The sequence below is a fragment of the Methylorubrum aminovorans genome, from assembly GCF_022179725.1.
GTDB lineage: Bacteria > Pseudomonadota > Alphaproteobacteria > Rhizobiales > Beijerinckiaceae > Methylobacterium > Methylobacterium aminovorans.
The window spans coordinates 41,671-65,463 of the sequence record NZ_BPRC01000015.1; the positions used below are offsets into that span (position 1 = coordinate 41,671).

20 protein-coding genes are annotated in these 23,793 nt (G+C 70.9%); 14 read left to right on the top strand and 6 right to left on the bottom strand.

The annotated features are described in order from the left end of the window. Nucleotides 1–6 precede the first annotated feature (6 nt). The 9 genes from MFF24_RS18665 (at nucleotide 7) to MFF24_RS18705 (ending at nucleotide 10,775) form a co-directional block, all read left to right on the top strand. Nucleotides 7–972, top strand: coding sequence for an ABC transporter ATP-binding protein (locus MFF24_RS18665; protein WP_373322720.1), 966 nt, complete (start codon nucleotides 7–9; stop codon nucleotides 970–972). Continuing rightward, nucleotides 969–2,180 carry an ABC transporter permease gene (locus MFF24_RS18670; protein WP_166060097.1) on the top strand — a complete coding sequence of 404 codons (1,212 nt, stop codon included), beginning with the start codon at nucleotides 969–971 and terminating at the stop codon, nucleotides 2,178–2,180. Before MFF24_RS18665 ends, MFF24_RS18670 begins: the two co-directional genes overlap by 4 nt. 99 nt (nucleotides 2,181–2,279) lie before the next feature. Next, nucleotides 2,280–3,167 (top strand): type 1 glutamine amidotransferase, encoded by an 888-nt coding sequence (locus MFF24_RS18675; RefSeq protein WP_166060096.1) that lies wholly within the window; start codon nucleotides 2,280–2,282, stop codon nucleotides 3,165–3,167. Between the two features lie 69 nt (nucleotides 3,168–3,236). Continuing rightward, a complete protein-coding gene (locus tag MFF24_RS18680) occupies nucleotides 3,237–4,775 on the top strand; it encodes a phytoene desaturase family protein (RefSeq protein ID WP_166060095.1) in 1,539 nt (512 codons plus the stop codon). A gap of 11 nt (nucleotides 4,776–4,786) precedes the next feature. Then, the gene (locus MFF24_RS18685; RefSeq protein WP_238226316.1) at nucleotides 4,787–5,599 is read left to right on the top strand and encodes a lysophospholipid acyltransferase family protein; all 813 of its coding nucleotides are present in this window, start codon (nucleotides 4,787–4,789) and stop codon (nucleotides 5,597–5,599) included. After that, nucleotides 5,596–6,768, top strand: a complete 1,173-nt coding sequence (locus MFF24_RS18690; protein WP_238226318.1) for a glycosyltransferase family 2 protein — start codon at nucleotides 5,596–5,598, stop codon at nucleotides 6,766–6,768. Before MFF24_RS18685 ends, MFF24_RS18690 begins: the two co-directional genes overlap by 4 nt. A gap of 147 nt (nucleotides 6,769–6,915) precedes the next feature. Then, on the top strand, nucleotides 6,916–8,043 hold the full coding sequence (locus MFF24_RS18695) for a Ppx/GppA phosphatase family protein (protein WP_108941218.1): 1,128 nt from the start codon (nucleotides 6,916–6,918) through the stop codon (nucleotides 8,041–8,043). Between the two features lie 122 nt (nucleotides 8,044–8,165). Further along, nucleotides 8,166–8,882, top strand: a complete 717-nt coding sequence (locus tag MFF24_RS18700) for an RlmE family RNA methyltransferase (protein ID WP_108941217.1) — start codon at nucleotides 8,166–8,168, stop codon at nucleotides 8,880–8,882. A gap of 87 nt (nucleotides 8,883–8,969) precedes the next feature. After that, on the top strand, nucleotides 8,970–10,775 hold the full coding sequence (locus MFF24_RS18705) for an adenine deaminase (RefSeq protein WP_238226321.1): 1,806 nt from the start codon (nucleotides 8,970–8,972) through the stop codon (nucleotides 10,773–10,775). Between the two features lie 68 nt (nucleotides 10,776–10,843). Here MFF24_RS18705 and MFF24_RS18710 read toward each other — a convergent pair whose 3' ends face one another. Then, entirely contained in the window at nucleotides 10,844–11,731 is an 888-nt protein-coding gene (locus MFF24_RS18710; RefSeq protein WP_108941216.1) for a DUF3313 domain-containing protein, read from the bottom strand. A 291-nt stretch (nucleotides 11,732–12,022) separates the two neighbouring features. On the opposite strand from MFF24_RS18710, the gene MFF24_RS18715 reads away from it, so the two are divergent. After that, nucleotides 12,023–13,567, top strand: coding sequence for an MFS transporter (locus tag MFF24_RS18715; RefSeq protein WP_238226409.1), 1,545 nt, complete (start codon nucleotides 12,023–12,025; stop codon nucleotides 13,565–13,567). On the opposite strand, the gene MFF24_RS18720 is transcribed toward MFF24_RS18715, so the two are convergent. Next, nucleotides 13,524–14,045, bottom strand: a complete 522-nt coding sequence (locus MFF24_RS18720) for a DoxX family protein (protein ID WP_238226323.1) — start codon at nucleotides 14,043–14,045, stop codon at nucleotides 13,524–13,526. The two genes, MFF24_RS18715 and MFF24_RS18720, sit on opposite strands and share 44 nt — an antisense overlap. Nucleotides 14,046–14,399: 354 nt before the next feature. Here MFF24_RS18720 and MFF24_RS18725 point away from each other — a divergent pair, with 354 nt between their 5' ends. The 3 genes from MFF24_RS18725 to MFF24_RS18735 are packed head-to-tail and all read left to right on the top strand — an operon-like array spanning nucleotide 14,400 to nucleotide 17,480. Beyond that, the gene (locus MFF24_RS18725; protein WP_096486293.1) at nucleotides 14,400–14,651 is read left to right on the top strand and encodes an acyl carrier protein; all 252 of its coding nucleotides are present in this window, start codon (nucleotides 14,400–14,402) and stop codon (nucleotides 14,649–14,651) included. A 19-nt stretch (nucleotides 14,652–14,670) separates the two neighbouring features. Further along, complete coding sequence (locus MFF24_RS18730; RefSeq protein ID WP_238226325.1) at nucleotides 14,671–16,197, top strand: AMP-binding protein; 1,527 nt, start codon at nucleotides 14,671–14,673, stop codon at nucleotides 16,195–16,197. Beyond that, nucleotides 16,194–17,480 carry a type III PLP-dependent enzyme gene (locus tag MFF24_RS18735; protein WP_238226327.1) on the top strand — a complete coding sequence of 429 codons (1,287 nt, stop codon included), beginning with the start codon at nucleotides 16,194–16,196 and terminating at the stop codon, nucleotides 17,478–17,480. Before MFF24_RS18730 ends, MFF24_RS18735 begins: the two co-directional genes overlap by 4 nt. A gap of 42 nt (nucleotides 17,481–17,522) precedes the next feature. Here the strand turns inward: MFF24_RS18735 and MFF24_RS18740 are convergent, their stop codons facing one another. Beyond that, entirely contained in the window at nucleotides 17,523–17,831 is a 309-nt protein-coding gene (locus MFF24_RS18740; RefSeq protein WP_238226329.1) for a hypothetical protein, read from the bottom strand. A 39-nt stretch (nucleotides 17,832–17,870) separates the two neighbouring features. Continuing rightward, nucleotides 17,871–18,686 (bottom strand): recombinase family protein, encoded by an 816-nt coding sequence (locus MFF24_RS18745; RefSeq protein WP_238226332.1) that lies wholly within the window; start codon nucleotides 18,684–18,686, stop codon nucleotides 17,871–17,873. A 117-nt stretch (nucleotides 18,687–18,803) separates the two neighbouring features. Here MFF24_RS18745 and MFF24_RS18750 point away from each other — a divergent pair, with 117 nt between their 5' ends. Beyond that, nucleotides 18,804–19,892 carry a substrate-binding domain-containing protein gene (locus MFF24_RS18750; RefSeq protein ID WP_238226334.1) on the top strand — a complete coding sequence of 363 codons (1,089 nt, stop codon included), beginning with the start codon at nucleotides 18,804–18,806 and terminating at the stop codon, nucleotides 19,890–19,892. 121 nt (nucleotides 19,893–20,013) lie between these two features. Here the strand turns inward: MFF24_RS18750 and adh are convergent, their stop codons facing one another. Next, nucleotides 20,014–21,537 carry an aldehyde dehydrogenase gene (gene adh, locus MFF24_RS18755; RefSeq protein WP_108941209.1) on the bottom strand — a complete coding sequence of 508 codons (1,524 nt, stop codon included), beginning with the start codon at nucleotides 21,535–21,537 and terminating at the stop codon, nucleotides 20,014–20,016. Nucleotides 21,538–21,746: 209 nt separating this feature from the next. Continuing rightward, nucleotides 21,747–23,609, bottom strand: a complete 1,863-nt coding sequence (locus tag MFF24_RS18760; RefSeq protein ID WP_238226336.1) for a serine hydrolase — start codon at nucleotides 23,607–23,609, stop codon at nucleotides 21,747–21,749. Between the last annotated feature and the right edge of the window lie 184 nt (nucleotides 23,610–23,793).

Consider the following 23,793-nt stretch of genomic DNA (forward strand, 5'->3'; position numbering starts at 1 on the left):
CGAGTGATGCGCACCGAGGACACGCCCCTCGCCGCCGTCGAGGGGGCTGCCTTCGCCTATCGCGGCCGTGCGGCCCTCCACCGGCTCGACCTCACCCTTGTCCGCGGGACGACGCTGGCGCTGCTCGGCCCGAACGGGGCCGGCAAGACCAGCCTGATCCGCCTGCTCGCCGGACGGCTTCGGCCCGATGCCGGCTCCGTGCGCGTGCTGGGCGGCGATCCTCATGCGGATCGGGCGACGCGACGAAAGATCGGCTTCGTGCCGCAGGAGATCGCGCTCTATCCCCGCCTCACCGTCGCGGAGAACCTCGACGTGTTCGCCCGGCTCGCCGGCCTGAAGCGGGACGAGCGGTGCGGGGCGGTCGCGGCGGCGATCGGGCGCTGTGCCCTCCTCGAGGTGGCCGGGCGCGTCGTCGCCACGCTCTCGGGCGGTTATCAGCGCCGGGTCAACATCGCCGCGAGCCTGCTGGCCTCCCCCGACCTGATCCTGCTCGACGAGCCGACGCAGGGCGTCGATCTCGAAGCGCGTGCGGCGATCCACGCGGTGCTGGCCGGTCTGCGTGCGGCTGGCGCTGGCCTCGTCGTCAGCACCCACGATTTTTCCGAGGCCGAGCGCCTTGCCGACCGCGTCGCCATCCTCGCCGATGGGCGGATCCGGCTCACGGGCCCGCTCGCCGCGCTGATGCGCCCGCTCGAAGCTGCTCCGCCCGAGCATGAAGCGGTGCTGGAGGGGGCCCCCGATGCGGCGGCCGAGGCGGCCCTGCGTCGCTCCGGCTTCGCGCCGCTGCGCGGTGATGCGCGGTTCTGGCGGGCCGATCACGGCGCGGCGGGCGGGCTCGACGGCGCTGCCCTCCTCGTGGCGCTCCGCGCGAACGGCGTGCCGGCCGCCGAGATCCGCGTCCGCCGCCCCGGCCTCGAAACCCTGTATCGGGATGCCCTCGCCGAGGGGCCGAGCCTGGAGACGGCAGCGTGATCGCGGCGGCCTTCCGGGTGATGTGGCTCTCGCTGCTGCGCGACCGCGCGGCGCTGACCATGGCCTTCGTGCTGCCGACCGTCATCTTCGCGATCTTCGCGGCGATCTTCTCCGGCGCGATCGGCGACCGCATCCGCATCCATCTCGGGCTCGCCGACCTCGCGGGCACCGCTACCACGCAGCGCCTCGTCGCCGCGCTGGAAGCCGAGCCTTCCTTACGCATCGAGCGCCTGAACGTGGCGGATGAGGCCGGTGCCCTCCGCGCCGTGCGCCGCGGCGAGGTCGATGTCGCCCTTGTGCTGCGCGGCGACCTCGCGGCACCGGCAGGCGCGGAGCAGGCAAAAGCGGCGCCGAGCCAGCCGGTTCTGCTGATCGAGAGCCCGTCTCGCGCGCTCGCCACGCCGATCGCACTCGGCCAGCTCCAGCGCGCCCTCAACGACGCCCTGCCCGACGTCGTGCTCTCGCGCATCGTCGCGGACGTGGAGCGCTCCGGCAAGATCGGCCCGGACGAGCGCGCCTTCCTCGATGAGGCGTTTGCCGAGCAACGGGCGAAGAAGGAGCCGTTCTCCTTCACCCGTCTCGTCGAGACCCGCACCACCGCGAGCGGGCGCGGCAACGAGCGGGTGAGCTACTACGCGGGGGCCATCGCCGCCGTGTTCCTGCTGTTTGCGGCGATGCAGGGCGCGCTCTCCCTGGTGGACGAGCGCGAGGGCGGGCTGGCCGACCGCCTCGCCGCCGGCCCCGGCGGCCTGCCGGTGATCGTGCTGGGCAAATTCCTGTTCCTGCTCGGTCAGGGCATGGTCCAGGCCGGCTTGATCTTCGCCGCCGCCGCTTTGCTGCACGGCGTCGATGTCTCCGGCCACTGGTTCGGCTGGATCGTCACCTCGATTCTCGTCTCCGCCATGGCCGCCGGCCTCGCGCTGGCCGCCTGCGCCCTCTCGGCGACCCGCCAGCAGGCACATCTGGCCGCGACCTTCGGCGTGCTGCTGCTCTCGGCGGTGGGCGGCAGCATGGTGCCCCGCTTCCTCATGCCGCCCTGGCTGCAGCAGGCCGGCTGGCTCACCCCCAACGCCTGGGCGATCGAAGCCTATCAGGCGGCCCTCGGCGACGGCGTCTCCGCCGCCTTGCCGGCCTGGGGTGTGCTGGCGGCGTTGGCGATGGCGGGGCTGGCGGTGGCGCTCGCAGTGGTAGGGCGCAGGCGCATCTGAGGCGGATCGCCCCGCGGCGACCTGCGGCCGCGACCTAAGGGCTTGGATCAGGCAGACGCACGGCCCCCGACCTGTCTCTTTCGGAACCGCCCGATTTCCATGACGAAACCGATGCTGCGCCTGCTGATCGCCGACGGCAACGACCGCGACGGTCGCGCCAAGCGCGCGGAGGCGGTCGGCCAGACGACCTCGCAGGCCTTTGCCGCCGTGGTGGCCGATCTCGCGCCCGAGGCGGCCTGCACGCTGCTGAACCCGGCTGATGCCGAGACCGTGTGCGGGGCCGATTTCGAGGGGTTCGACGGGATGGTGCTCACCGGCTCGACCCTGCGGCTCGCCGAGGACGGGCCGGCGGTGCGGCGTCAGCTCGACCTGATGCGCGCGGCGCTGGAGGCCGGCCTGCCAGTCTTCGGCTCGTGCTGGGGCATGCAGGTCGCTGCGGCGGTGGCGGGTGGGGATGTCGGCGCCAATCCGCGCGGGCCGGAATACGGCTTCGCCCGACGCATCGCGCGGCCCGAAGAGGCTGCCGCACACCCCTTGCTCGCCGGCCGTGGCCCCGCCTGGGACGCGCCCGCGATCCATCTCGATGCCGTCATCGGCGCCCCGCCCGGCGCGCGGGTGCTCGCCGCCAACGCCGTCCTCGACGTGCAGGCAATCGAGATCCGCTACGGAGGCGGCCTGTTCTGGGGCACGCAATACCATCCGGAGACCGATCTCGACGAACTTGCCGCGATGCTGCGGCTGAGCGCCGAAAACGTCGTCGCCGCCGGCCTCGCCGCCGACCATGCAGCGGTCGAGGCCTATGCGCAGGAGGTTGCGGACCTGGCCGACGACGACGGGCCCGCTCGCCGCCGGCGCGCGTGGCGCCTCGGGATCGGCACCGATGTGCTCGAATCCGGGCAGCGGCGCCGGGAAATCGGCAACTTTTTAAAGGCGCTGTCCACAGCCCGCGGCCTCGAATGGCCGGAGCGCGACCGGGTGGCACGTTGACCCGCCCCCATCCGCGTCTAGCTTTGCTTTGATGACCTTCCTTCGGGCATCGCGGGAGACGCGTTTTCAATGAGCCAGGGTTCTTCGGTCGCCGTTGTCGGCAGCGGGCTCGGCGGTCTGGCTTCCGCCTGCGTGGCGGCGGCCCGCGGGCATCGCGTCACGGTCTACGACAAGAACGACTGGATGGGCGGCAAGGCCGCGGTGCTGCACGAGGGCGGCTTCCGCTTCGATATGGGGCCGACCATCCTCACCGTGCCCCGCGTGCTGGAGCGCATCTTCGCCGAGGCCGGAAAGTCAGTCCACGATTACATGGATCTGCGCCGTCTCGACCCGCAATGGCGCTGCTTCTTCGATGACAATTCCCGCATCGACCTGATCGAGGATGTCGACGCCATGGCCGCCTCCATGGACCGGTTCGCGCCGGGCCAAGGGGTGGGCGACGGCTACAGGAAGTTCATCGCCGTCTCCGAGCACCTGCACGGCGTCTCGGAGCGCTTCTTCTTCTGGAAGGCGGTGCAGGACCTGTTCGACACGATCGACATCCGCGCCAATATGAACCCCGGCACCCTGCGCGACGTGCTCAGCCTGCGCATGCACGCCACCGTCGCGAGCACCATCCGCGGCAAGGTCAAGGATGCCCGCCTCGCGCAGATGCTCGACCACTTCGTGCAATATGTCGGCTCCTCGCCCTATGGCGCGCCCGCCGTGCTCTGCGCCATCGCCCATATGCAGACGGCGGAAGGCGTGTGGTACCCGATGGGCGGCACCCGCGCGGTGGCCGAGGGGCTGATGCGGCTCGCCACCGAACTCGGCGCCACGATGAAGCCCGCCGACGAGGTGCTCGGCCTCGATATCGCGGATGGAAGCTTGCGCGGACTGCGCACCCGCGACGGGATCAGCGCCTATGACGCGGTGATCTCCAACATGGATTCGGTGCGCACCTACCGCGAACTCGTCGGCGGCGAGGTCGGCAAGGCCTACGAGAAGAAGAGCTTCGAGCCGGCCTGCTCCGGCGTGGTGCTCTATCTCGGCCTGAACAAGCGCTACGAGCACCTCGCCCACCACGACTTCGTCTTCTCCCGCGATCCGGAGGAAGAGTTCGACTTCATCTACCGCAAGGGCGAGCCGGCCCCCGATCCGACCGCCTACCTTGCCGCCCCCTCCTCCACCGATCCGAGCGTGGCGCCGGAAGGCGGCGAGGCGCTCTACGTCCTTGTCCACACGCCGTATCTGCGCCCTCACCACGACTGGTCGAAGATGTTCCCGGCCTATCGCCGGACGATCCTGGAGAAGCTGAAGCGCACCGGGGGCATGCCGGACATCGAGGAGCGCATCGTCGTCGAGCGCCACCTCACGCCGCAGGACATCCACGACCGCTACAAGGTTCTGAACGGCGCGATCTACGGGCTGGCCTCGCACGGGCGGATGATGGGTGCGTTCAAGCCCGGCAACCGCTCGCGGGAGGTGCGCGGCCTCTATCTCGCCGGCGGCGCCGCCCATCCGGGACCCGGCATGCCGATGGTGATGATGTCCGGCTGGATCGCCGCCGATGCCCTCGATCAGGATTTTCGCAGTCGCGCCGAGCCGGATCTGCGCAAGAGCGCCTGAGCGTCCCCGTCATGCCGCGGTCGATCAAGCCGCCCGAGCGCTCACCACGGTTCTGGCGGTTCATGGCGGCCTATTTCGACCGCTTCGTGCGGCGCCACCTGAACGCCCTGCGGCTCGCCCGCTGGGGCGTTCCGGCCGAGGTGACGGGCGCGGGGCCACTGGTGATCTACGCCAACCACCCGGCGTGGTGGGACGCGGCGATCCTGATCGTCGCCGCCGACCGCCTGTTTCCCGGGCGCGAGAGCTTCGCGCCGATCGACGCCGCGATGCTGGAGAAATACGGCATCTTCCGCAAGATGGGTGCCTTCGCGGTCGATCTCGACAGCGCCCGGGGCGGCGCGCAGTTCCTCTCGGCCTCCCGCGGGATCCTCGGCGCGCCGAACCGTGCGATCTGGATCACCGCGCAGGGCCGCTTCGCCGACGTGCGCGTCCGGCCTCTCGGGCTGAAGCCCGGCGTCGCCCGGCTTGCCGAGATCGCGCCGGAAGCGACATTCCTGCCGCTCGCCGTGGAATACGCCTTCTGGGACGAGCGCGGCGCGGAAGCCTTTCTCGCCTTCGGCCCCCCACTGTCGGCCGCCGCGCTGCTGGCCCTGCCCCGCCCGGAGCGCCTCGCCCGGCTGGAGGCGGCGTTGACCGCGACCCTCGACCGGCTCTCGGACGATGTGATGATCCGCGACCCCGACCGATTCGAGACGCTGTTGGCGGGCCGGCGCGGGGTCGGCGGCGTTTATGACGGCTGGCGGCGGCTCGCGGCCGCGCTGGCCGGCCGACGCTTCGAGCCGGGACACCGGAACGACGATGGTGCGGAGACGCGGACCCGATGACGCTGGCGCTTCTCATCCTCGCCTTCGTCGCCCTGGCGCTGGCCCTGCTCCCGGCGGTGCTGGCGGCAGTCAACCTCGCGATCCTTCGCACGCCTGAGCCGACGCCGACCGACGCACTCGTCTCGATCCTGATTCCGGCCCGGAACGAGGCGGCGGTGATCGAGGGCACGGTGCGGGCCGCGCTGGCGAGCCGCGGCGTCCCGGTCGAGGTTCTGGTCGGCGACGACCACTCGACCGACGACACCGCGGGAATCGTCGCGCGCGTCGCCGCGAGCGATCCGCGCCTGCGGCTGATCTCGGTGCCCAATCTGCCCGAGGGCTGGACCGGCAAGAACCACGCCTGCGCCAGCCTCGCCGCGGCGGCGCGGGGCGAGCGCCTGCTGTTTCTCGATGCCGACGTGACGCTGGCGCCGGACGGCGCGGCGGCGCTCGCCGCGCACGCGGGCAGGAGCGGGGCCGATCTCGTCAGCGGCGTGCCGCGGCAGGTGATGGAGACCCTCGGCGAGCGCCTCACCGTGCCGATGATCGACTTCCTGATGATCGGCTACCTGCCGATCGCCATGATGCGGGCCTCGCCCCGGACCTCGCTCGGCGCCGCCTGCGGTCAGATGATCCTGATCGCGCGCGAGGCCTACGTCGTCACCGGCGGGCACGGTGCGATCCGCACCTCGCTGCACGACGGGGTGCGCCTGCCGCGGCTCCTGCGCGAGCGCGGCTTTCGCACCGATCTCGTCGCCGGCCACGCACTCGCCGCCTGCCGGATGTACCGCGACTTCGCGCAGTCCTGGGCCGGCTTCTCGAAGAACGCGCATGAGGGCATGGCGACGCCCGCCGCCCTCCCCGTCTGGACGCTGCTGCTGTTCGGTGGCCATATCCTGCCCTGGCTCGTCCTCGCCGTAGCCCTCGCGCTCGGCGCCGGCACGGCGGCGACGGTCGCGGGCATCGCCTCCCTCGTCTCGCTCGCCACCCGCGCGGCGATCACCCTGCGGGTCGCCGAGCCCCCGGTGACGATCCTCCTCCACCCGCTTACGGTCGCCACGGCGCTGGCGATCCAGTGGAACGTGCTGCTGCGCCCGGCCCGCGCCGGGCGGGCGGTGTGGAAGGGGCGCAGCTACGCCGTCGGTGGAGCGGGCGGTGGAGCGCCGAAGCCGCAGCGGGAGCCGGGCTGATCCCTTTCAACGCGGGACAATCCATGCGGCAAATCGTGTGAGGCCGCCCATCCAGCCTTTGCAGTTCCCGGATAACGCCTGTAGCCTTGGTGCCACGATGGCCCGGCGCCTTGCCGGGCCGCATCGCCAGGAAGTTCGGTCGCGTCGATGAGGGATGAGAGCGCCGCCGCCGTGTCGGCCCGCCCCACCGCCGACCCGCAGACATCGCGGGAGGGATCCCGCACGGTCACGGGCGGACGCCCGATCGAGAGCTACCCCTCGCGCTACGAGACCAGCCGCCACGGCCGCCGCGACGCCTACGCCGCGCTCGATCTCGGCACCAACAATTGCCGCCTGCTGATCGCCGAGCCGACTCCCAACGGCTTCCGCGTGATCGACGCGTTTTCCCGCATCGTCCGCCTCGGCGAGGGCCTCGGCAACTCGAACCGCCTCACCGAGGCGGCGATCGAGCGCACGGTGGAGGCCCTGCGCATCTGCCGCGGCAAGATGAAGTCCCGTGCGGTGGCCCGCTCCAAGGTGATCGCCACCGAAGCCTGCCGGCTCGCCGTCAACGGCGCCGAGTTCGTGGACCGCGTCCGCGCCGAGGTCGGGCTCGACCTCGAGATCGTGGACCGTCAGACGGAAGCCTATCTCGCGGTGACCGGCTGCGCCGCGCTCGCCGACCCGCGGGCGGAATCGGTGGTGATCTTCGATATCGGCGGCGGCTCGACCGAGATCGCGTGGCTCGATGGGGCCGCGGCCAACCCTTCGACCGACCCGACCTTGCGCATCCGCGCCTGGGATTCGCTGCCGGTCGGCGTGGTGACGCTGGCCGAGCGCCACGGTGGCACCGAGGTCACGCGCCGCACCTTCGAGGGCATGGTCGAGGAGGTCGGCGACCTCATCTCCCCGTTCGCGATCCGCGCCGCGGCGGCGGCCACCGCGCCCTATTTCCACCTGCTCGGCACTTCGGGCACCGTCACCACGCTCGCCGCCATGCACCTGCGCCTCGCCCGCTACGAGCGGCGCCGGGTCGACGGGCTCTGGATGAGCGACGGCGAGGTCGGCGACGCGATTGAGGACCTGCTCGACACCCGCCTCGAACAGCGCGCCGACAATCCCTGCATCGGCCGCGACCGCGCCGACCTCGTGCTGGCCGGCTGCGCCATCCTGGAGGCGATCCGCCGGGTCTTCCCCTCGGACCGCCTGCGCATCGCCGACCGCGGCCTGCGCGAGGGCCTCCTGATGAACATGATGCGCGAGGACGGCGTCTGGCGCCGCGGGCATTACCGCTAGACCATGTTCCGCCGACGTGGGCGCCGGTTCGGCGTAAGACAATGCGGCGGCATCAAAGCTCTCGCGCACTTCACGGACCGGGCGGACCGGGATAGGGACGGGCCCGTGAAGGAATCGAGATCATGACCGACCGGCGAGGCGGAACGGGCGGCCTGCGCGGCGACCTGAAGCAGCGGGTGAAGACCGGCCGCGGGCGCACCCTCTCCCAGAAGCGCTGGTTGGAACGCCAGCTCAACGACCCCTACGTCGCCCGCGCCAAACGCGAGGGCTACCGTTCCCGCGCGGCCTTCAAGCTCATCGAGATCGACGAGCGCTTCAAGCTCGTGAAGCCCGGGCAGCGCATCGTCGATCTCGGCGCCGCACCTGGCGGCTGGTCGCAGGTGGCGGCGAAGATCGTCGGCGAGAGCGGGCGCATCGTCGGCATCGACCTGCTCGACGTCGAGCCGATGGCGGGCGCCACCTTCATCACCCTCGACTTCCTCGACGACAGCGCCCCCGGGCGCCTGACCGAGCTTCTGGGGGGCAAGGCCGATCTCGTCCTGTCCGACATGGCCGCCAACACCACCGGCCACAAGAAGACCGATCACTTGCGCACCATCGGGCTGGCCGAATCCGCCGCCGCCTTCGCCGCCGAGATTCTGGCGCCGGGCGGCGCCTTCCTGGCCAAGGTGTTCCAGGGCGGCACCGAGGGAGGCCTGCTGGCCGACTTGAAGCGCGACTTCGCGACTGTCCGCCACGTCAAGCCGGCGGCGAGCCGGGCCGATTCGAGCGAACTCTACGTGCTCGCCACCGGCTTCCGCGGGCAGCCCGGCGACGCTGCGGCAGACGACGCGGACTGACGCGTCGCGGGCGGCTGCACCCCGTCCGCTTCCATGGCACGATGCCGGCGGGGTCGCTTCCGACCAACGCGCACCGTGCAGGTTCCGATGACCGCCAAACCCCTCAACCGATTTGCTGTCGCCCCGCTGGCGCAGATGACGCGGCGCCTGGCCGAAGTCGCCTCGGCCCGCGCCGAGCCCGATCTCGTCGTCACCGGGGCGCGGGTGCTCTCGACCTATTCCGAGCGCATCCTGCCCGACCGCGAGATCTGGATCGCGGGCGGGCGCATCGCCGCGGTGAAGCCGGCGGGCCGGCATCGCGGCGGCGCCCCGCGCTACGACGCGCGCGGTGGCCTGATCGCGCCGGGTCTGGTCGATCCGCACCTGCATATCGAGAGCAGCATGGTGACGGCTTGCGCCTACGCCGAGGCCGCGCTCGTCAACGGCACCACCACCATCGTCTGCGACAGCCACGAGATCGGCAACGTCCTCGACGTGAACGGCGTCGAATGGATGCTGGAGGACGCCCGGGCGGCGCCGCTCAACATCTTCCTCACCGTGCCGAGCACCGTGCCCGCCACCACGCCGGATCTCGAGACCGCGGGCGGCGACCTGACGGCGGAGAAGATCGCCGGACTGTTCGATGCCTGGCCCGAGGCGATCGGCCTGGGCGAGAAGATGGATTTCGTCGCGGTGGCGAGCGGCGACGAGCGGGCGCACGCCATCCTCCGCGCCGCCCTGGAACGCGGTCGCCCGGTCTCGGGCCACGTCTACGGCCGCGACTTCGTGGCGCCGTATGCCGCGAGCGGCGTCACCGACACCCACGAGGCCGTGGACGCCGACATTGCCGACGATCTCTTGGAGGCCGGTCTCTGGATTTTCCTGCGCGGCGGCCCGCCGACGACCCCGTGGCACTCCCTGCCGAAGGCGATCGGGACGGTGACCGAGTACGGCGCCGCCTGGAAACGGGTCTGCGCCTGCACCGACGACCGCGACGCCGACGACCTTCTCGCCTTCGGTCTCGATTGGGTGGTGCGCGAGGCGGTGGCCCGCGGCATTCCGAAGCCCGCCGCCTGGGCGATGGGCTCGCTGCACGGCGCCACCCGCTACGGCCTCGACAGCGAGGTCGGCGGCCTCGGCGGCGGGCTGCGGGCCGACCTCGTGCTTCTGAACGACGATCTCGTGCCCCAGGCGACGTGGTACGGCGGCGAACTCGTGGTGGCGGACCGCAAGCCGACGCCGCGACTCGAAGAGGCGCTCGCCCGGCCCTACCGCTATCCGGCACCGGCCTACGCCACCGTGCACCTGCCCGACCCCCTGCCCGCACTGCTTCCGCCGCTGCCCGCCGGGCCCTGCACGGTCAACGCGATCCGCACCACGCTGCCGGGCATCGAGTTGACCCACGAGCGCGTCGCGCTCGTCCCCGGCGCCGACTGGCCGGAGACGCTTGCCGCGCACGATCTCTGCCACGTCGCGGTGATCGAGCGGCACGGCCGCTCCGGTGGGGTCGCCCACGGGCTGCTCTCCGCCTTCGGCCTGAAGCGCGGCGCGGTGGCGAGCAGCGTCGGGCACGATTCGCACAACCTCATCGTCGCGGGGCTGAACGAGGCCGACATGCGGGTGGCCCTCGACGCCATCGCCGCGCGACAGGGCGGGGTCTGCGTCGTCGAGGACGGACGGGTCGTCGCGATGGTGCCGCTGCCGGTGGCGGGTCTTCTCTCCGACCAGCGCATCGGCATGGTCGCGGACGACATGCGGGCTCTGAAGCGGGCCTGGGAGAAGGCCGGCTGCAGCATCCCCTATATGGGCTTCAACCTGATCCCGCTCTCGGTGATCCCGCAGATCCGCATCACCGACAAGGGGTTGGTGCTGGTGCCGGAGATGCAGCAGGTGCCGCTGTTCGAGGCGGCTTGAATGGCTTCCGTCATCGCTTCGCTGACGCTCGCGATGACGGGAAGTGGATGAGGCGATCGAACCGAGCTTCAGCGCGCTGCGGAGACGCCCGGCCCCTTGTCGGTCCATTCCGGCGGCAGGCCGATCATGTCGCCGAGGATGCCGTCGAAGCCGGGCGCCCGGCCGAAGGCCTCGCAATCCGGGTCAAGGGGCGCCTCGCCCAGCGTGGTGATGCGGATGCGGTCGTAGGTGGGCAGCTGCAACTCGCCCTTGAACGGGTCCTTGCCGGTGGCGAGGTAGGAACCGAAATCCTGGCCGAACTCGCCCGCGAGGTCGTAGGCATCGCCGGCCGCGGAGAAACGGGCCTGGTTGGTGAAGGAATTGGCCGCACCGGCCCAGATCATCGCCGCGCGCTGGCGGTTGCGGGCGTCGAGCGCCTCGGCCTCGATGGTCAGGCTGCCGAGCCCGATCGGCACCCGCGGCACCGGGATCCGGCCGATCGAGTTGGCGAAGCCGACGCCGACCTGACCGGCCACCGAAATCGCGGTCGTCGCGGCAACGGTCGCGCTCGACGCCGGCACGTTGGTGACATCGACCCGCGTGATCGCCGAGCGCACTGTGAGGTCGGCGCGCCCCGAGGACACGATGTCGTAGCGCAGCGACAGGTCGTAGCAGAGCGCCCGGTCTGCGGCGTTGGCGATCACGCGCCGCTCGATCGGCGTCAGGCCGGGGCCGGAGACCGCTTCGGTGAATACGGTCGGCACGATCCGCACGGTGCGCACGGTCTGCGGCAGGGTCGGGTCGATGAACAGCTTCGACTCGGAGGCGACCGCGCCGCTGGTCACGAATTGGTCGCGGCGCGAGAGGGAGCCGCCGTCGGTGAGCACGACGTCGCCGCAGCCGGCGAGCCCGGCGAGCAGGGACGCGGCGAGTGCGAGGCGGGAGAAGCCGGAACGATGATTCGACCGCAGGGGCATCAGGCTCTTTCGCGGGCTGTAGGGCCGGCGCCGTCGGGCGCTCGGGGATGCGCGCCCTGCCGAGGCCGGACAGCATCGCTTTTCGGGCGGAAGCCTAGCTGTAAGGCGGCGGTCCCGGAAGGATCCGGCGGGCGGCGGCGCGCGTATCCCGCGTGCCTGTGACCGTTCCGCCACGGCGTTTCATCCGCCCCTGCGACGCGAGGTTTCAGCCCCCCAGTCCGCACAACGCCTCCGTCGCCCCTCCGATACAGGGGCGCAACCCTTCGGCGCGTCGTGCGCTTCTCCCTGCCGATGCGTCCCGCCCAGATCGTCCCCCTCGTCGTCGCCACCGCGCTGTTCATGGAGAACACCGACTCGACGGTGATCGCCACGGCTCTGCCGGCGATCGCGGCGAGCCTCGGCGTGGACCCGATCGCCCTCAAGCTGGCGCTGACCGCCTACCTCGTCAGTCTGGCGATCTTCATTCCGATCTCGGGCTGGGCGGCCGACCGCTACGGTGCGCGCAACGTCTTCCGCGCGGCTTTGTGCGTGTTCATGGCCGGCTCGCTCGCCTGTGCTGCCGCCAACTCGCTCACCGGCTTCGTCGCCGCCCGCTTCGTCCAGGGGATCGGCGGGGCGATGATGGTACCGGTCGGCCGCCTCGTGATCCTGCGCTCCGTACCGAAATCCGAACTCGTCGGGGCGCTGGCCTACCTCACCATCCCCGCGCTGATCGGCCCGATCCTCGGGCCGCCGCTGGGCGGCTTCATCACCACCTACGCCGATTGGCGCTGGATCTTTTTCATCAACATCCCGATCGGGCTGGCCGGCATCGTGCTGGCGACCCTGTATTTCGGCGATATCCGCGAGGAGACGCGTCCGCCGCTAGATGTGACGGGTTTCCTTCTCTCGGGCGGCGGCCTCGCGCTCCTGATGCTCGGCTTCGCCTCGACCGGGCGCCATCTCCTGCCGGACGGCGTGTCCTGGGCCTGCATGGCCGGCGGGGGCGTCCTGGTCGGGCTCTACCTGCGCCACGCGCGGCGCACCGACCACCCGCTGATCCGCCTCGATCTCTTGAAGCACCAGACCTTCCGCGCGGCGGTGACGGGGGGCAGCCTGTTCCGGATCGGGACGGGGGCGATCCCCTTCCTGCTGCCGCTGATGCTGCAGATCGGCTTCGGGCTCGACCCGCTTCATTCGGGCCTCATCACCTTCGCCGCCGCCGCTGGCGCGCTGCTCATCAAGATCATCGGCCCGCGCATCCTGCGCGCCCACGGGTTTCGCCGGGTGATGGTGATCAATGCGCTGCTCGCCTCGGCGTTTCTGGCCGTCAACGGGCTGTTCACGGCGCAGACCCCGCACTGGATCATCATCAGCGTGCTGTTGCTCGGCGGCTGCGTGCGCTCGCTGCAATTCACCTGCGTCAACGCCATCGCCTACGCCGATCTCGAATCGCGCGAGATGAGCGCGGCGACGAGTCTGGCCAGCGTAGCGCAGCAGCTCTCGCTCAGCCTCGGCGTCTCCATCGGCGCCCTGGCTCTGGAGGGCGCCGCCTCCTGGCACGGCCATTCCGGAATCGAGGCGGGGGATTTCCCCCTCGCCTTCCTCGGGGTGGCCGTGATCTCGGCGGGCTCGTTCTTCGTGTTCCGGCGGCTGGCGCCGGATGCCGGCGCCGAGGTCTCGGGCCAGCGACGGGTCGCGGAGTCCGTGCCGCGTCCCGCCGATGGTTCGCCTCAGAGCCTCGTCCCGAAAGGTGGTGATCGGCTTTCGAAAAAGGACGATGCCACAACAAGGAGCGAGAGCCTGGCGCCGCTCACGCCGCCGCCCGCGCCGGAGCCCGGCCGCCCGTCCGCTTGACGCTGCCGGATCTCGGTCGTGCCGGGGCCTTCTGTGCCGCCTTGACGCTTGCCGGCGCCGGTGCGCCGCCCGTACGGAAAAAGCCCTGCCAGCCCCAGGCGCCGGGTCCGGTCATCGCGTACATCAGGAAGGCGCCGGCCAGCCCGAGATCGGCCAGCAGGAAGCTGCGCTCCGTGACCGCCGCGGCGCCGACATGGAGCCAGAACGGGTGCAGCAGGGCCGCCATGCCGGCCACGAAAGCGGCCATGACGAGCCCGGTGATCCGCGGCATCACGCCGAGGATCACCGCGAGCGGCCCGAACACCTGCACGATCACCGCTGCGGTTGCGACCGCGTTCGGCGCAGGGCAGCCGGCGCCAGCCAGCGTCACCGCGAAGCCGGAGACGTTGAGCGCCCGCGCGATGCCGGTCGGCAACAGCGCCGAGGCCATGAGGAGACGGGCGGCGAGAAGCACGCCGTTCTGGGCAGAACCGAACACGGGCCGAGGACTCCGGGAGAGAGGATGCCCGGCAAGCCTCGGGTTTCAGCGTGAATCACGGGTTAAGCGGACCGGGCGAAGGCGCGGATGCCTGGGGATCGTGCAGAGTCGTCGCTCGAGACGATCGCTCTGGTTTTTCCCTGCCTGAGTCGCCGGCGCCCGCCTTCGCGGGCTTAGGCTTTCGCTTCGCTCTATGCTTTTCAGAACAACCATCCTGAAAAGCCCGCTGCGCGCGGCTTCGGCAGTCGCGAAGGGGTTCGGCCGGCCATGGACTTGCCCGCTCGATGGGCTTAAGCCCGCAAACCGAGACCAGCGCGGGACGGTTCGAGGGGTCGAGAAGCCGTGGTTCAGTCGATGGCCGACGTGCGGGAGGCGATCTTCGCCTTCATCGCGGCCCGCAACCCGGGCCTTCCCTCCGGCGCCGTCACCGGGGAGACGTCCCTCGTGACCAGCGACGCGCTCGACTCGATCGGCATCCTCGACCTGATGATGCATCTGGGTGATCGCTTCGGCGTCGAGATCGACGAGGACAGCTTCGACCTCGCCAATTTCGCCAGCGTCGACACGCTGGCCCATTTCATCGACGACCGGCGTTCCGACGTCTGATCCCCGCCTGATCCGTCCCATGGCCCCGACGCTGCTGCACCACCTGCTCGAAGGAGCCGGCGCGGACGATTCCTCTGCCATCGTCGAGGGGGCCGAGACCCTCACCTATGGCGGCTTCCGGGCTCGCGTCGCCGCGCTGGCGCAACGTCTGCGCGCCCTCGGGCTCGCGCCGGGCGACCGGGTCGCGATCCTGCTGCCGAAATCGATCCGCGAATGCGTCGCGATCTTCGCCGTCAGCGCGGCCGGCGGCGTGTTCGTGCCGGTCCATCCCTCCTTACGCCCGCGCCAGGTCCACCATATCGCCGCCGACAGCGGCGCGCGGGTGCTGCTGACCGATCCCGTTCACGCCGCCGGGCTGGAGGGCGCACTCGACGACCTTCCGGACCTGCGCGTCCTGACCGAGGAGGTGGGGGAGGACGGTGCCGCCCTCCGGCCCGGCGAGCCGGCGCCCGACGGGCTGGCGGCGATCCTCTACACCTCGGGCTCGACCGGCCTGCCCAAGGGCGTGATGCTGTCCCACGCCAACCTGATCGCCGGCACCCGCATCGTGCGGACCTATCTCGGGATCCATCCCGCCGACCGCATCCTCTCGGTGCTGCCGTTCTCGTTCGATTACGGCCTCAACCAGCTCCTCACCAGCGTGGAGCAGGGCGCGCGGATCGTGCTCCTCACGCCGCGGCTCGGCGACGACGTGGTGCGGGCGCTGGAGGCGCACCGCATCACCCTGCTCGCGGGCGTGCCGACGCTGTGGACGCTGCTGACGCGCGCCGCACCGCATCTGGCCAAGGCCGACCTCTCGGCGCTGCGCGCGATCACCAATTCCGGCGGCAGCCTCGCCCTGCCGACCATCGCGCGCCTGCGCGCGCGGCTGCCCCATACGGCGATCGTGCTGATGTACGGCCTCACGGAAGCCTTCCGCTCGACCTACCTGCCGCCAGAAGAGATCGACCGGCGGCCGGATTCGATCGGCCGGGCCATCCCCGAGACCGAGATTTTCGCACTCACCCACGACGGACGGCGGGCGCGGCCGGGCGAGCCCGGCATCCTGCACCATCGCGGCCCCACCGTCTCGATGGGCTACTGGAAGCGGCCGGGGGATACCGCCCGCGTGCTGGTGCGCGATCCGTTCCCGTCGCCCGGTTCCGCGCCGGGCCTCGTCTGCCGTTCCGGCGACCTTGTGGTGGAGGATGAGGACGGCTTCTTCCGATTCATCGGCCGCGAGGACACGATGATCAAGACGCAAGGATTCCGCGTCAGTCCGACTGAGGTCGAGGCGGCGCTGATGGAGACCGGCGCCTTCCGCGCGGCCGCCGTGATCGGCCTGCCCGATCCGAGCCTCGGCCAGCGCATCCACGCCGTCACCGTGCCGGCCGAGGGTGCACCGGGCACGGCGGATGTGCTGCAGCGCTTGCGCTCAGCGCTGGCGCCCCACCTCGTGCCCCGCACCATCGAGGCGGTGGCTGCGCTCCCGACCACGCCCAACGGCAAGGTCGATTACAAGCGCCTGACCGCCGAGCGGGCGGCGGCGGAAATCGAGCGCCGATGACCGATGCTCCCGACCTCGCCGCCGCGCTGATCGCCGAGAATTTTTCGCGCGATGGGGGCGGCGTTCTCCATGTCGGCGGCCTGCCGCTGACCGATCTCGCCGAGGAATTCGGCACGCCGCTCTTCGTCTACGATGCCGAGGTGATGCGCCGGACCTACCGGGCGCTGCGCGCGGCTTTGGCCGGCTTCGCCGAAATCGACTACTCCGTGAAGGCGAACCCGAACCCGGCCGTCATCCGCGTCTTCCACGAGGAGGGGGCGGGCGCCGAGATCGCCTCCGGCGCCGAGTTCGCGGCAGCCCTCGAGGCCGGCGTCCCGCCCGAAAAGATCCTGTTCGCGGGGCCGGGCAAGGGCGCGGCCGATCTCGACCGGGTGGTCGCCGGCGGCATCGGTGAGATCCACCTCGAGAACCGCGAGGAGATTCTCCGCGTCGCGGCGGCGGCGGAGCGCCACGGTGTCACCGTGCGGGTGGCCCTGCGGATCAATCCCGGTGCCGCCGCCCAGGGCGGGGCGATGCGGATGGGCGGCAAGCCCTCCCCCTTCGGCTTCGACGAGGAGGAGATGGAGGCCGCCATCGATGCGGTGGAGGCGCAAGGCCCGCTTCGCCTCATTGGGCTTCATCTCTTCGCCGGCACGCAGGGGCTGAAGGCCGAGACCCTGCTCGGTCAGTGGGCCTACGGCCTCGGCCTCGCCGCGCGGATCGCGGGCAGGACCGGCCGCCCGTTGGAGACGATCGACCTCGGCGGCGGCCTCGGCATCCCGTACTTCTCCGGCGACGCCGCCCTCGACCTCGCCACGCTGCGCGCCGGGATGCCCGACCTGATCGCGACGCTGCGGGCCGACCCGTCGCTGGCGGGGGCCCGCGTGGTTCTGGAGCCCGGCCGCTACCTCGCCGGTCCGGCGGGGCTCTACGTGGCGCGGGTGTTGGCGGTGAAGGAATCCCGCGGCAGCCGCTTCGTCATCACCGACGGCGGCATGCATCACCACCTCGCCGCGAGCGGCAATCTCGGCCAGATCGTCAAGCGCGACTTCCCCCTGGCGGCCGTGACGGAGACGGGCGGCGAGCGCGCGGCGACGGCCGTGGTCGGCCCGCTATGCACGCCGCTCGACATGCTGGCCCGCGCCGCTCCCCTGCCGCCGCTCGCCGAAGGCGACCTCGTCGCCGTGCTGCAATCGGGCGCCTACGGGCTGACCGCGAGTCCCACCGGCTTCCTGAGTCATCCGATGCCGGCCGAACTGCTGGTCGACGGGGGAGCGGCAACGGTGATCCGGCCGTCCGAATGATGCGTTCCCGCTGAAGCCTCGCCTCACGGACGGCTCGGCGCTTCAGCGCGGGGCCGGGGGATCGGTTCGCGGTTTTCTGCTCACGGTCCGGGCCTTGCGCGCTCGCGCCAGCAGGATCGCCGTCTGAACCGCGGCCCGCTTCAGCAAGGGGTGGGTTCGCGGATTGGCCGCGGCCCGGCTCGCCCAGCCATGTCCCGCGACGGCCGCGGCGAGATCGACGGTGTAGCCCTCCGCAATCGGATGGGCCGACGTCTCAGGCGCGGCGAGGTACCGCTCGACCGCCGCGTTCACCTGCTCATCGGTGACGGCCTTGGCCTTGAAGAGATCGCCGACGGTCAGAGAAGCAGCCATCCTTCCTGGATCCGGATCGATCCCGATTTCGCAGCGAAATCAGGCGTGAAGGGAATGTGCGAACGCGGGGGGCGCGGGCCGCATCGCATGGTCCTCGGCGGCCAGGCGTTTCTCGACCCGGGTCACCTGCATCGGATACCAGCGGTCTCCCCGCGCCGAGGGGACTCCGAGGGCGTTGAGCGCGTTGGCGACCTGCTCCAGCGTCAGCGCACCGGCGGCGCGGATCTCGCTCAAAATCGGCGCAACCTCCTCCGCTCGTCTTCGACTGCGCTGCGCACTGACGGCCAGGCCGCTGGCTCCGAGACCGCTTGCGGCTCGGCCGCAGCCCGCCGATGAGGCGCGCGGTCGAACCGTTGCGGCGGCCGCGGCAGCGCCCTTGCCGGCTGTCGGCAGCGCCCGCCCTTCGCCGGTGATGCGCGCGTAGAATGCATGGCGGCGCGCCACCATCTCCGGGCTGCGGCTCACGCCCCACCGGTCCTCGATCTCGGCCAGGGCCGCCATGATGCCGAGCGTCACTTCGCTGGCCTCGGGCCTGTCGGCGGCGGCAAAGCGCAGATCCAGACGGCGCAGTTCGGCACTGAGATTGTGCAGGAAGGCGGCGTCCTCGCCGAAGGCGCTGAGATCGGCCATCAGCAGTGTCGCGCCGTGGCGGCGGCACAGGCTCAACGCTTCGCGCAGGCGCAGCCCGATCAGGCCCTGCCCTTTTTCACCGGTTTCGACGATCTCGGCGGCGAGCAGCCCGCGGCCGCGCCGATACCGGGCAACCGCAGCGCGCTGGGCGGCCAGGGGCGTGCCGGTGCGGCCGTCCCCGGACAGGCCGGTATGGAGATAGGCGACGAAGGAGTTTGAGAACATCTGAGGGGGGCCGTGATGCATCTCGGCGGCGACGCGCGGGGATACCGGGCGCCGAGCCGCGACAGGTCTTCAGCTTTTGAGCTATCTGATGTGCTCGACAATTGAAGGCCCATCAATATGAACGAATTTGCCGATGGGGTGTCCGTTGCTGTGGCGGTCAGGCTTGGCGGTACGCTGCAGATCGGTGCGAACAGGGTCGAGGTGCTCGATCTTCTCGTGGTGTTCGACGCCATTCGACGGACGGGGTCGATCAAGGGCCTCGCCGACACGCTCGGCCTCTCCTATCGCGCGGCCTGGGCGCGGCTGCAGGCGTATGAAGCGGCTCTCGGGCAGCCACTCGTGCGTAAGACCCGCGGCCAGGGCTCGGAACTCACGGAATTCGGAGCGGCTCTGGCGGACTCGTTCACCTCTGCGGTTCCGGGGCTCGATGCGAGCCTCGGGCGCGAGACCCGCGCCATCGAGCACCGTGTGCGGCGCCTGCTCACCGGCCGGGCCGGCACGCTGAGGCTCGCAGCAAGCCATGATCCGCTGCTGATCGCGGTCCTGCGCGAGATCCCGGCCGAGCAGGGCGCGATCGAACCGTCGGTGATGGGCAGCAGCGCGGCGGTGAAGCTCCTCCTCGACGGCGGGGTCGATGCGGCGGGCTTCCACTGCGGCGTGCTCGATCCCGAACAGGCCGATGCGCCGTTCTCGGAGCTGGCAACGAGCGCCGGGCTCGTGACGCACAGGCTGTTCGAGCGCGAGCAGGGTCTGCTGCTCGCCCCCGGCAACCCCCTCGGCATCCGCACCCTCGCCGACCTGACGGCGGAGGGCGTGCGCTACGTCAACCGCCAGCGGGGATCGGGCACGCGCAACTGGTTCGACCGCATGCTGGCAGAGACCGGCCTCTCGCCCGACGCGATCCACGGCTACGCGGACGAGGAGTTCACGCATCAGGCGGTGGCGGCGGTGATCGCCTGCGGCGCGGCCGATGCCGGGCTCGGTGTGCGGGCGGCGGCCGAGAGGCTCGGTCTCGATTTCCTGTCGGTCGGCTGGGAGACGTACTACCTCGCCGCGAGCCGCGCCCTCGCCGGCTCGGCGTTCGACGCGTTGATCGCCGCCGTGAGGACGCGTGCCGCGGGCACCTCCGGCTACCGGCCTGCCGGTCCGGAAGCGGCCGATGGCCTGGCGGAGTCCGCGTCACGCGGTGGACTTTCAGGCCGGTGAGGTGACGGGGGCCGAGCGTCTCCGGGCTCGCCGCGCCCCCGTCGCAGGCCCATCCGGTGAGACGAAAAAAAGCCCCGGCCTTGCGGCCGGGGCTGAAGTCGGTCTCGAACTTCTGGCAATCCTAGAAGAAGCCGAGCTTCTTCGAGGAGTAGCTGACCAGCATGTTCTTGGTCTGCTGGTAGTGATCGAGCATCATCTTATGGGTCTCGCGGCCGATACCGGACTGCTTGTAGCCGCCGAAGGCCGCGTGGGCCGGGTAGGCGTGATAGCAGTTCGTCCAGACGCGGCCGGCCTGGATCGCGCGGCCGAAGCGGTAGGCGCGGGTGCCGTCGCGGGTCCACACGCCGGCGCCGAGGCCGTAGAGCGTGTCGTTGGCGATGGAGAGCGCCTCCTCGTCGTCCTTGAAGGTGGTCACCGACAGGACGGGCCCGAAGATCTCCTCCTGGAAGATCCGCATCTTGTTGTGGCCCTTGAACACCGTCGGCTGCATGTAGAAGCCGTCGGCGAGATCGCCCTCGCGGGTGCCGCGGGCGCCGCCGGTGAGGCACTCGGCGCCCTCCTGCTTGCCGATATCGACGTAGCTGAGGATCTTCTCCAGCTGCTCGGAGGAGGCCTGGGCGCCGATCATGGTCGCCGGATCGAGGGGCGAGCCCTGCGTGATCGCCTCGACGCGCTTGATCGCGCGCTCGATGAAGCGGTCGTAGATCGACTCGTGCACCAGCGCGCGGCTCGGGCAGGTGCAGACCTCGCCCTGGTTGAGGGCGAACATGGTGAAGCCTTCGAGCGCCTTGTCGAAGAAGTCGTCATCCTCGTTGGCCACGTCCCCGAAGAAGATGTTCGGCGACTTGCCGCCCAGCTCCAGCGTCACCGGGATCAGGTTCTGCGAGGCGTACTGCATGATCAGGCGGCCGGTGGTCGTCTCACCGGTGAACGCGATCTTGGCGATGCGCGGCGAGGAGGCCAGCGGCTTGCCGGCCTCCAGGCCGAAGCCGTTGACGACGTTGATCACGCCGGGCGGCAGCAGGTCACCGATCAGTTCCATGACCACGAGGATCGAGGCCGGGGTCTGCTCGGCGGGCTTGAGCACCACGCAGTTGCCGGCGGCGAGCGCGGGGGCCAGCTTCCACACCGCCATCAGGATCGGGAAGTTCCACGGAATGATCTGGCCGACGACGCCGAGCGGCTCGTGGAAGTGGTAGGCCACGGTGTCGTGGTCGATCTCGGAGATCGCGCCTTCCTGCGCCCGCACGCAGCTCGCGAAGTAGCGCCAGTGGTCGATGGCGAGCGGGATGTCGGCGGCGGTGGTCTCGCGGATCGGCTTGCCGTTGTCCCAGGTCTCGGCGAGCGCGATCAGATCGAGGTTCTCCTCCATCCGGTCGGCGATCTTGTTGAGGATGCGCGCGCGCTCGGCCGGCGCGGTGCGGCCCCAGGAATCCTTGGCGGCGTGCGCGGCGTCGAGCGCCTTGTCGATGTCCTGCGCGTCGGAGCGGGCGACCTCGCAGATCACCTTACCGGTAATAGGGGAAGTATTTTCGAAGTAGCGGCCGCCGACGGGAGCGGCCCACTGGCCGCCGATGAAGTTGTCGTAACGCGCCGAGAACGGCGACTTGGTCTTGGCGTCGGCCAGGAATTCGGGCTTGTTCATCGCGTTTCCTCCATTGCGCTCGTTCATCGACCGCACTGCCGCGTTATCGCGGGAGACAAGAGCAGTCGCTCCGTCTGATCAAGCTGGACTTTGGGCCAACGCGGCTTCTGGCGGCCGCCGACTTGATCGTTTTCGCAACACTTTTCGCAATTGTTGTCTCTTGCCGCCGGGGGGCGGGAAGACCGCCGGTGCGAGTGGCGGCATGTCCTTCAGTTAGACCTTTTCGGGTTTGGTGGCGACCCCGCCCTTGGTCCAAGGCGCGAGGCCGGGCTGCCCTCTTCGGGCAGACGAGGCGCCTCGGTCTCGAGGCCGTTCTGATGCAGGATCAGGCCGGTGATGCGGCCCGCCTCGTCGGCGGTGAAGGTGATCTGCGCGTCGAGCGTGCGCAGGAAGAAGGCGCGCTCGCCCTCCGGGACAAGCTCGTTGCGCGGTTGCCGCGTGCCTTGCGCGAAGATCCGCCCGTCCTCGACGCTCACCGCGATCTCGGAGCCCGGCGCCAGGGCGTAGCGGCCGGCGAGCGCCGGCAGGCCGGAGCGATCGATGGCGACCTCCCTGTGCTCCCGCGGCGGCTCCGCGAGCACGGCGATCGCCTCCGCTTCGCTCACCCGCGGCCCGGTCCGGTCGCGGTGGTCGCGGTGCAGGATCACCCCGGTGGGCGTGCCGTCGGGCTCGGTCTCGAAGGTCAGGCGCATGTCGGCGACCGGCGAGACGAAGGTGCGGTCGCTCTCGGGCACGAAGGGAAAGGCGGGTTCGCGCAGGCCGGGCCCGTCGAGCCGCGCCGTCAAACCCTTGCCCAAGCCCTTGCCCTTGCCTTCGCGGGCGACGGTGAGGACGGCGCGCGGACCGAGGCGGTAGGTGCCGGGATAGCGGTCGAGGATCACGTCCTCCAGCACGATGGCGTCGGGCGCCTCGTAATGGCCGAGATGGAGCGCGGCGAGGTCGCGGGCGATCTTCTGGGCCGGGGCCGTCTCGGTGTTCGAGAGCACGATCACGGTGAGCCGGTCGTCGGGATAGACGTCGTTGATCGAGAGGAAGCCGGGGATCGACCCGGCATGGCCGACGAGGCGGTGGCCGCTCGCTGGGGCGCCGGGCTTGCCGAAGACGCGGGACACGAACCAGCCGAGGGCGTAGCCGGTGCCGTTGTCGGCAAACATCGCCGTGCGCGAGGCCTCCGAGAGCAGGCGCGGGCCGGCGAGCGCCTCGTCCCAGGCGAGCAGGTCGTCGACCGTGGAGTAGAGCGCGCCCGCGGCATAGGCCGAGCTGGCCGCCATCGGCATCGCGTTGCGCCACTGCGCCCGCCCCCGCCGGTAGCCGGCCGCCCGCCGCGGCAGGATCGCGGTCAGGTCGTCGTAGCCGGTCTGCTTCAGCCCGAGCGGCGCCAGGATCGTCTCGCGCAGATATGCTTCGTAGGACCGGCCCGAGGCGGCCTCGATCACCATGCCGAGCAGCACGTAGTTGGTGTTGCTGTACTCGAAGCGCTCGCCCGGCGGGAACAGCAGCGGGTCGCCCGCCGTGAGCGCCACGATCTGCGCGGGCGTGTGATCGACCCGCGCGATCTGGTCGTAGTAGTTCGGCAGCGCCGTAAAGTTGATGATGCCGGAGCGGTGCTGGAGCAGGTGGCGCAGGCTCACCCCGGCCCAGGCCTCCGGCACGGTGAGGACCCAGCGGCGGACGGAATCGTCGAGCCCGAGCCCGCCCGCCTCCGCGAGCTTCAGCATGGCGGCCGCGGTGAAGGCCTTGGTCAGCGAGCCGATGCGGAAATGGGTCTGCGGCGTGTTGGGGATCTCCCATTCGCGGTCGGCCAGCCCATAGGCGCGGCGAAAGACCGGCTGCCCGTCCTTCGCCACGAGGATGACGCCCGAGAACAGGCCGGCCTCGATATAGGGCGTGACGAGGGCGTGGGCCCGCTCGGCGAAGTCCTCGGCGCGCACCGGAGCGAGCGCCCCGTGCGTGAGGGCAGCAAGCAGGGCGGCGAGCCAAACGGCGAGGCGAAACAGCGCGCGGTGCGGGCGGGCGCTGGGCCATCGGCATTCCGGTCTCCAAGAGGTTTGGCTCACGGAGGTCTGGCTCACGGGGCTCTTGTCTCCTCTCGGCAGGCGAAGCGAGCAGAGGCGGCCTTTGCGGCCGGGGCGTGGCGCGGTCCGTCCCCGTGCTGCGGGTGGGCGCGGGCCTGCGATCACGGTTTCGCCGCGAGCCGTTGCAAGAAGCGCGCAGCCCGAGGCCGGAGCCGCATCACGCGTGCGGAACGAGGCCCGG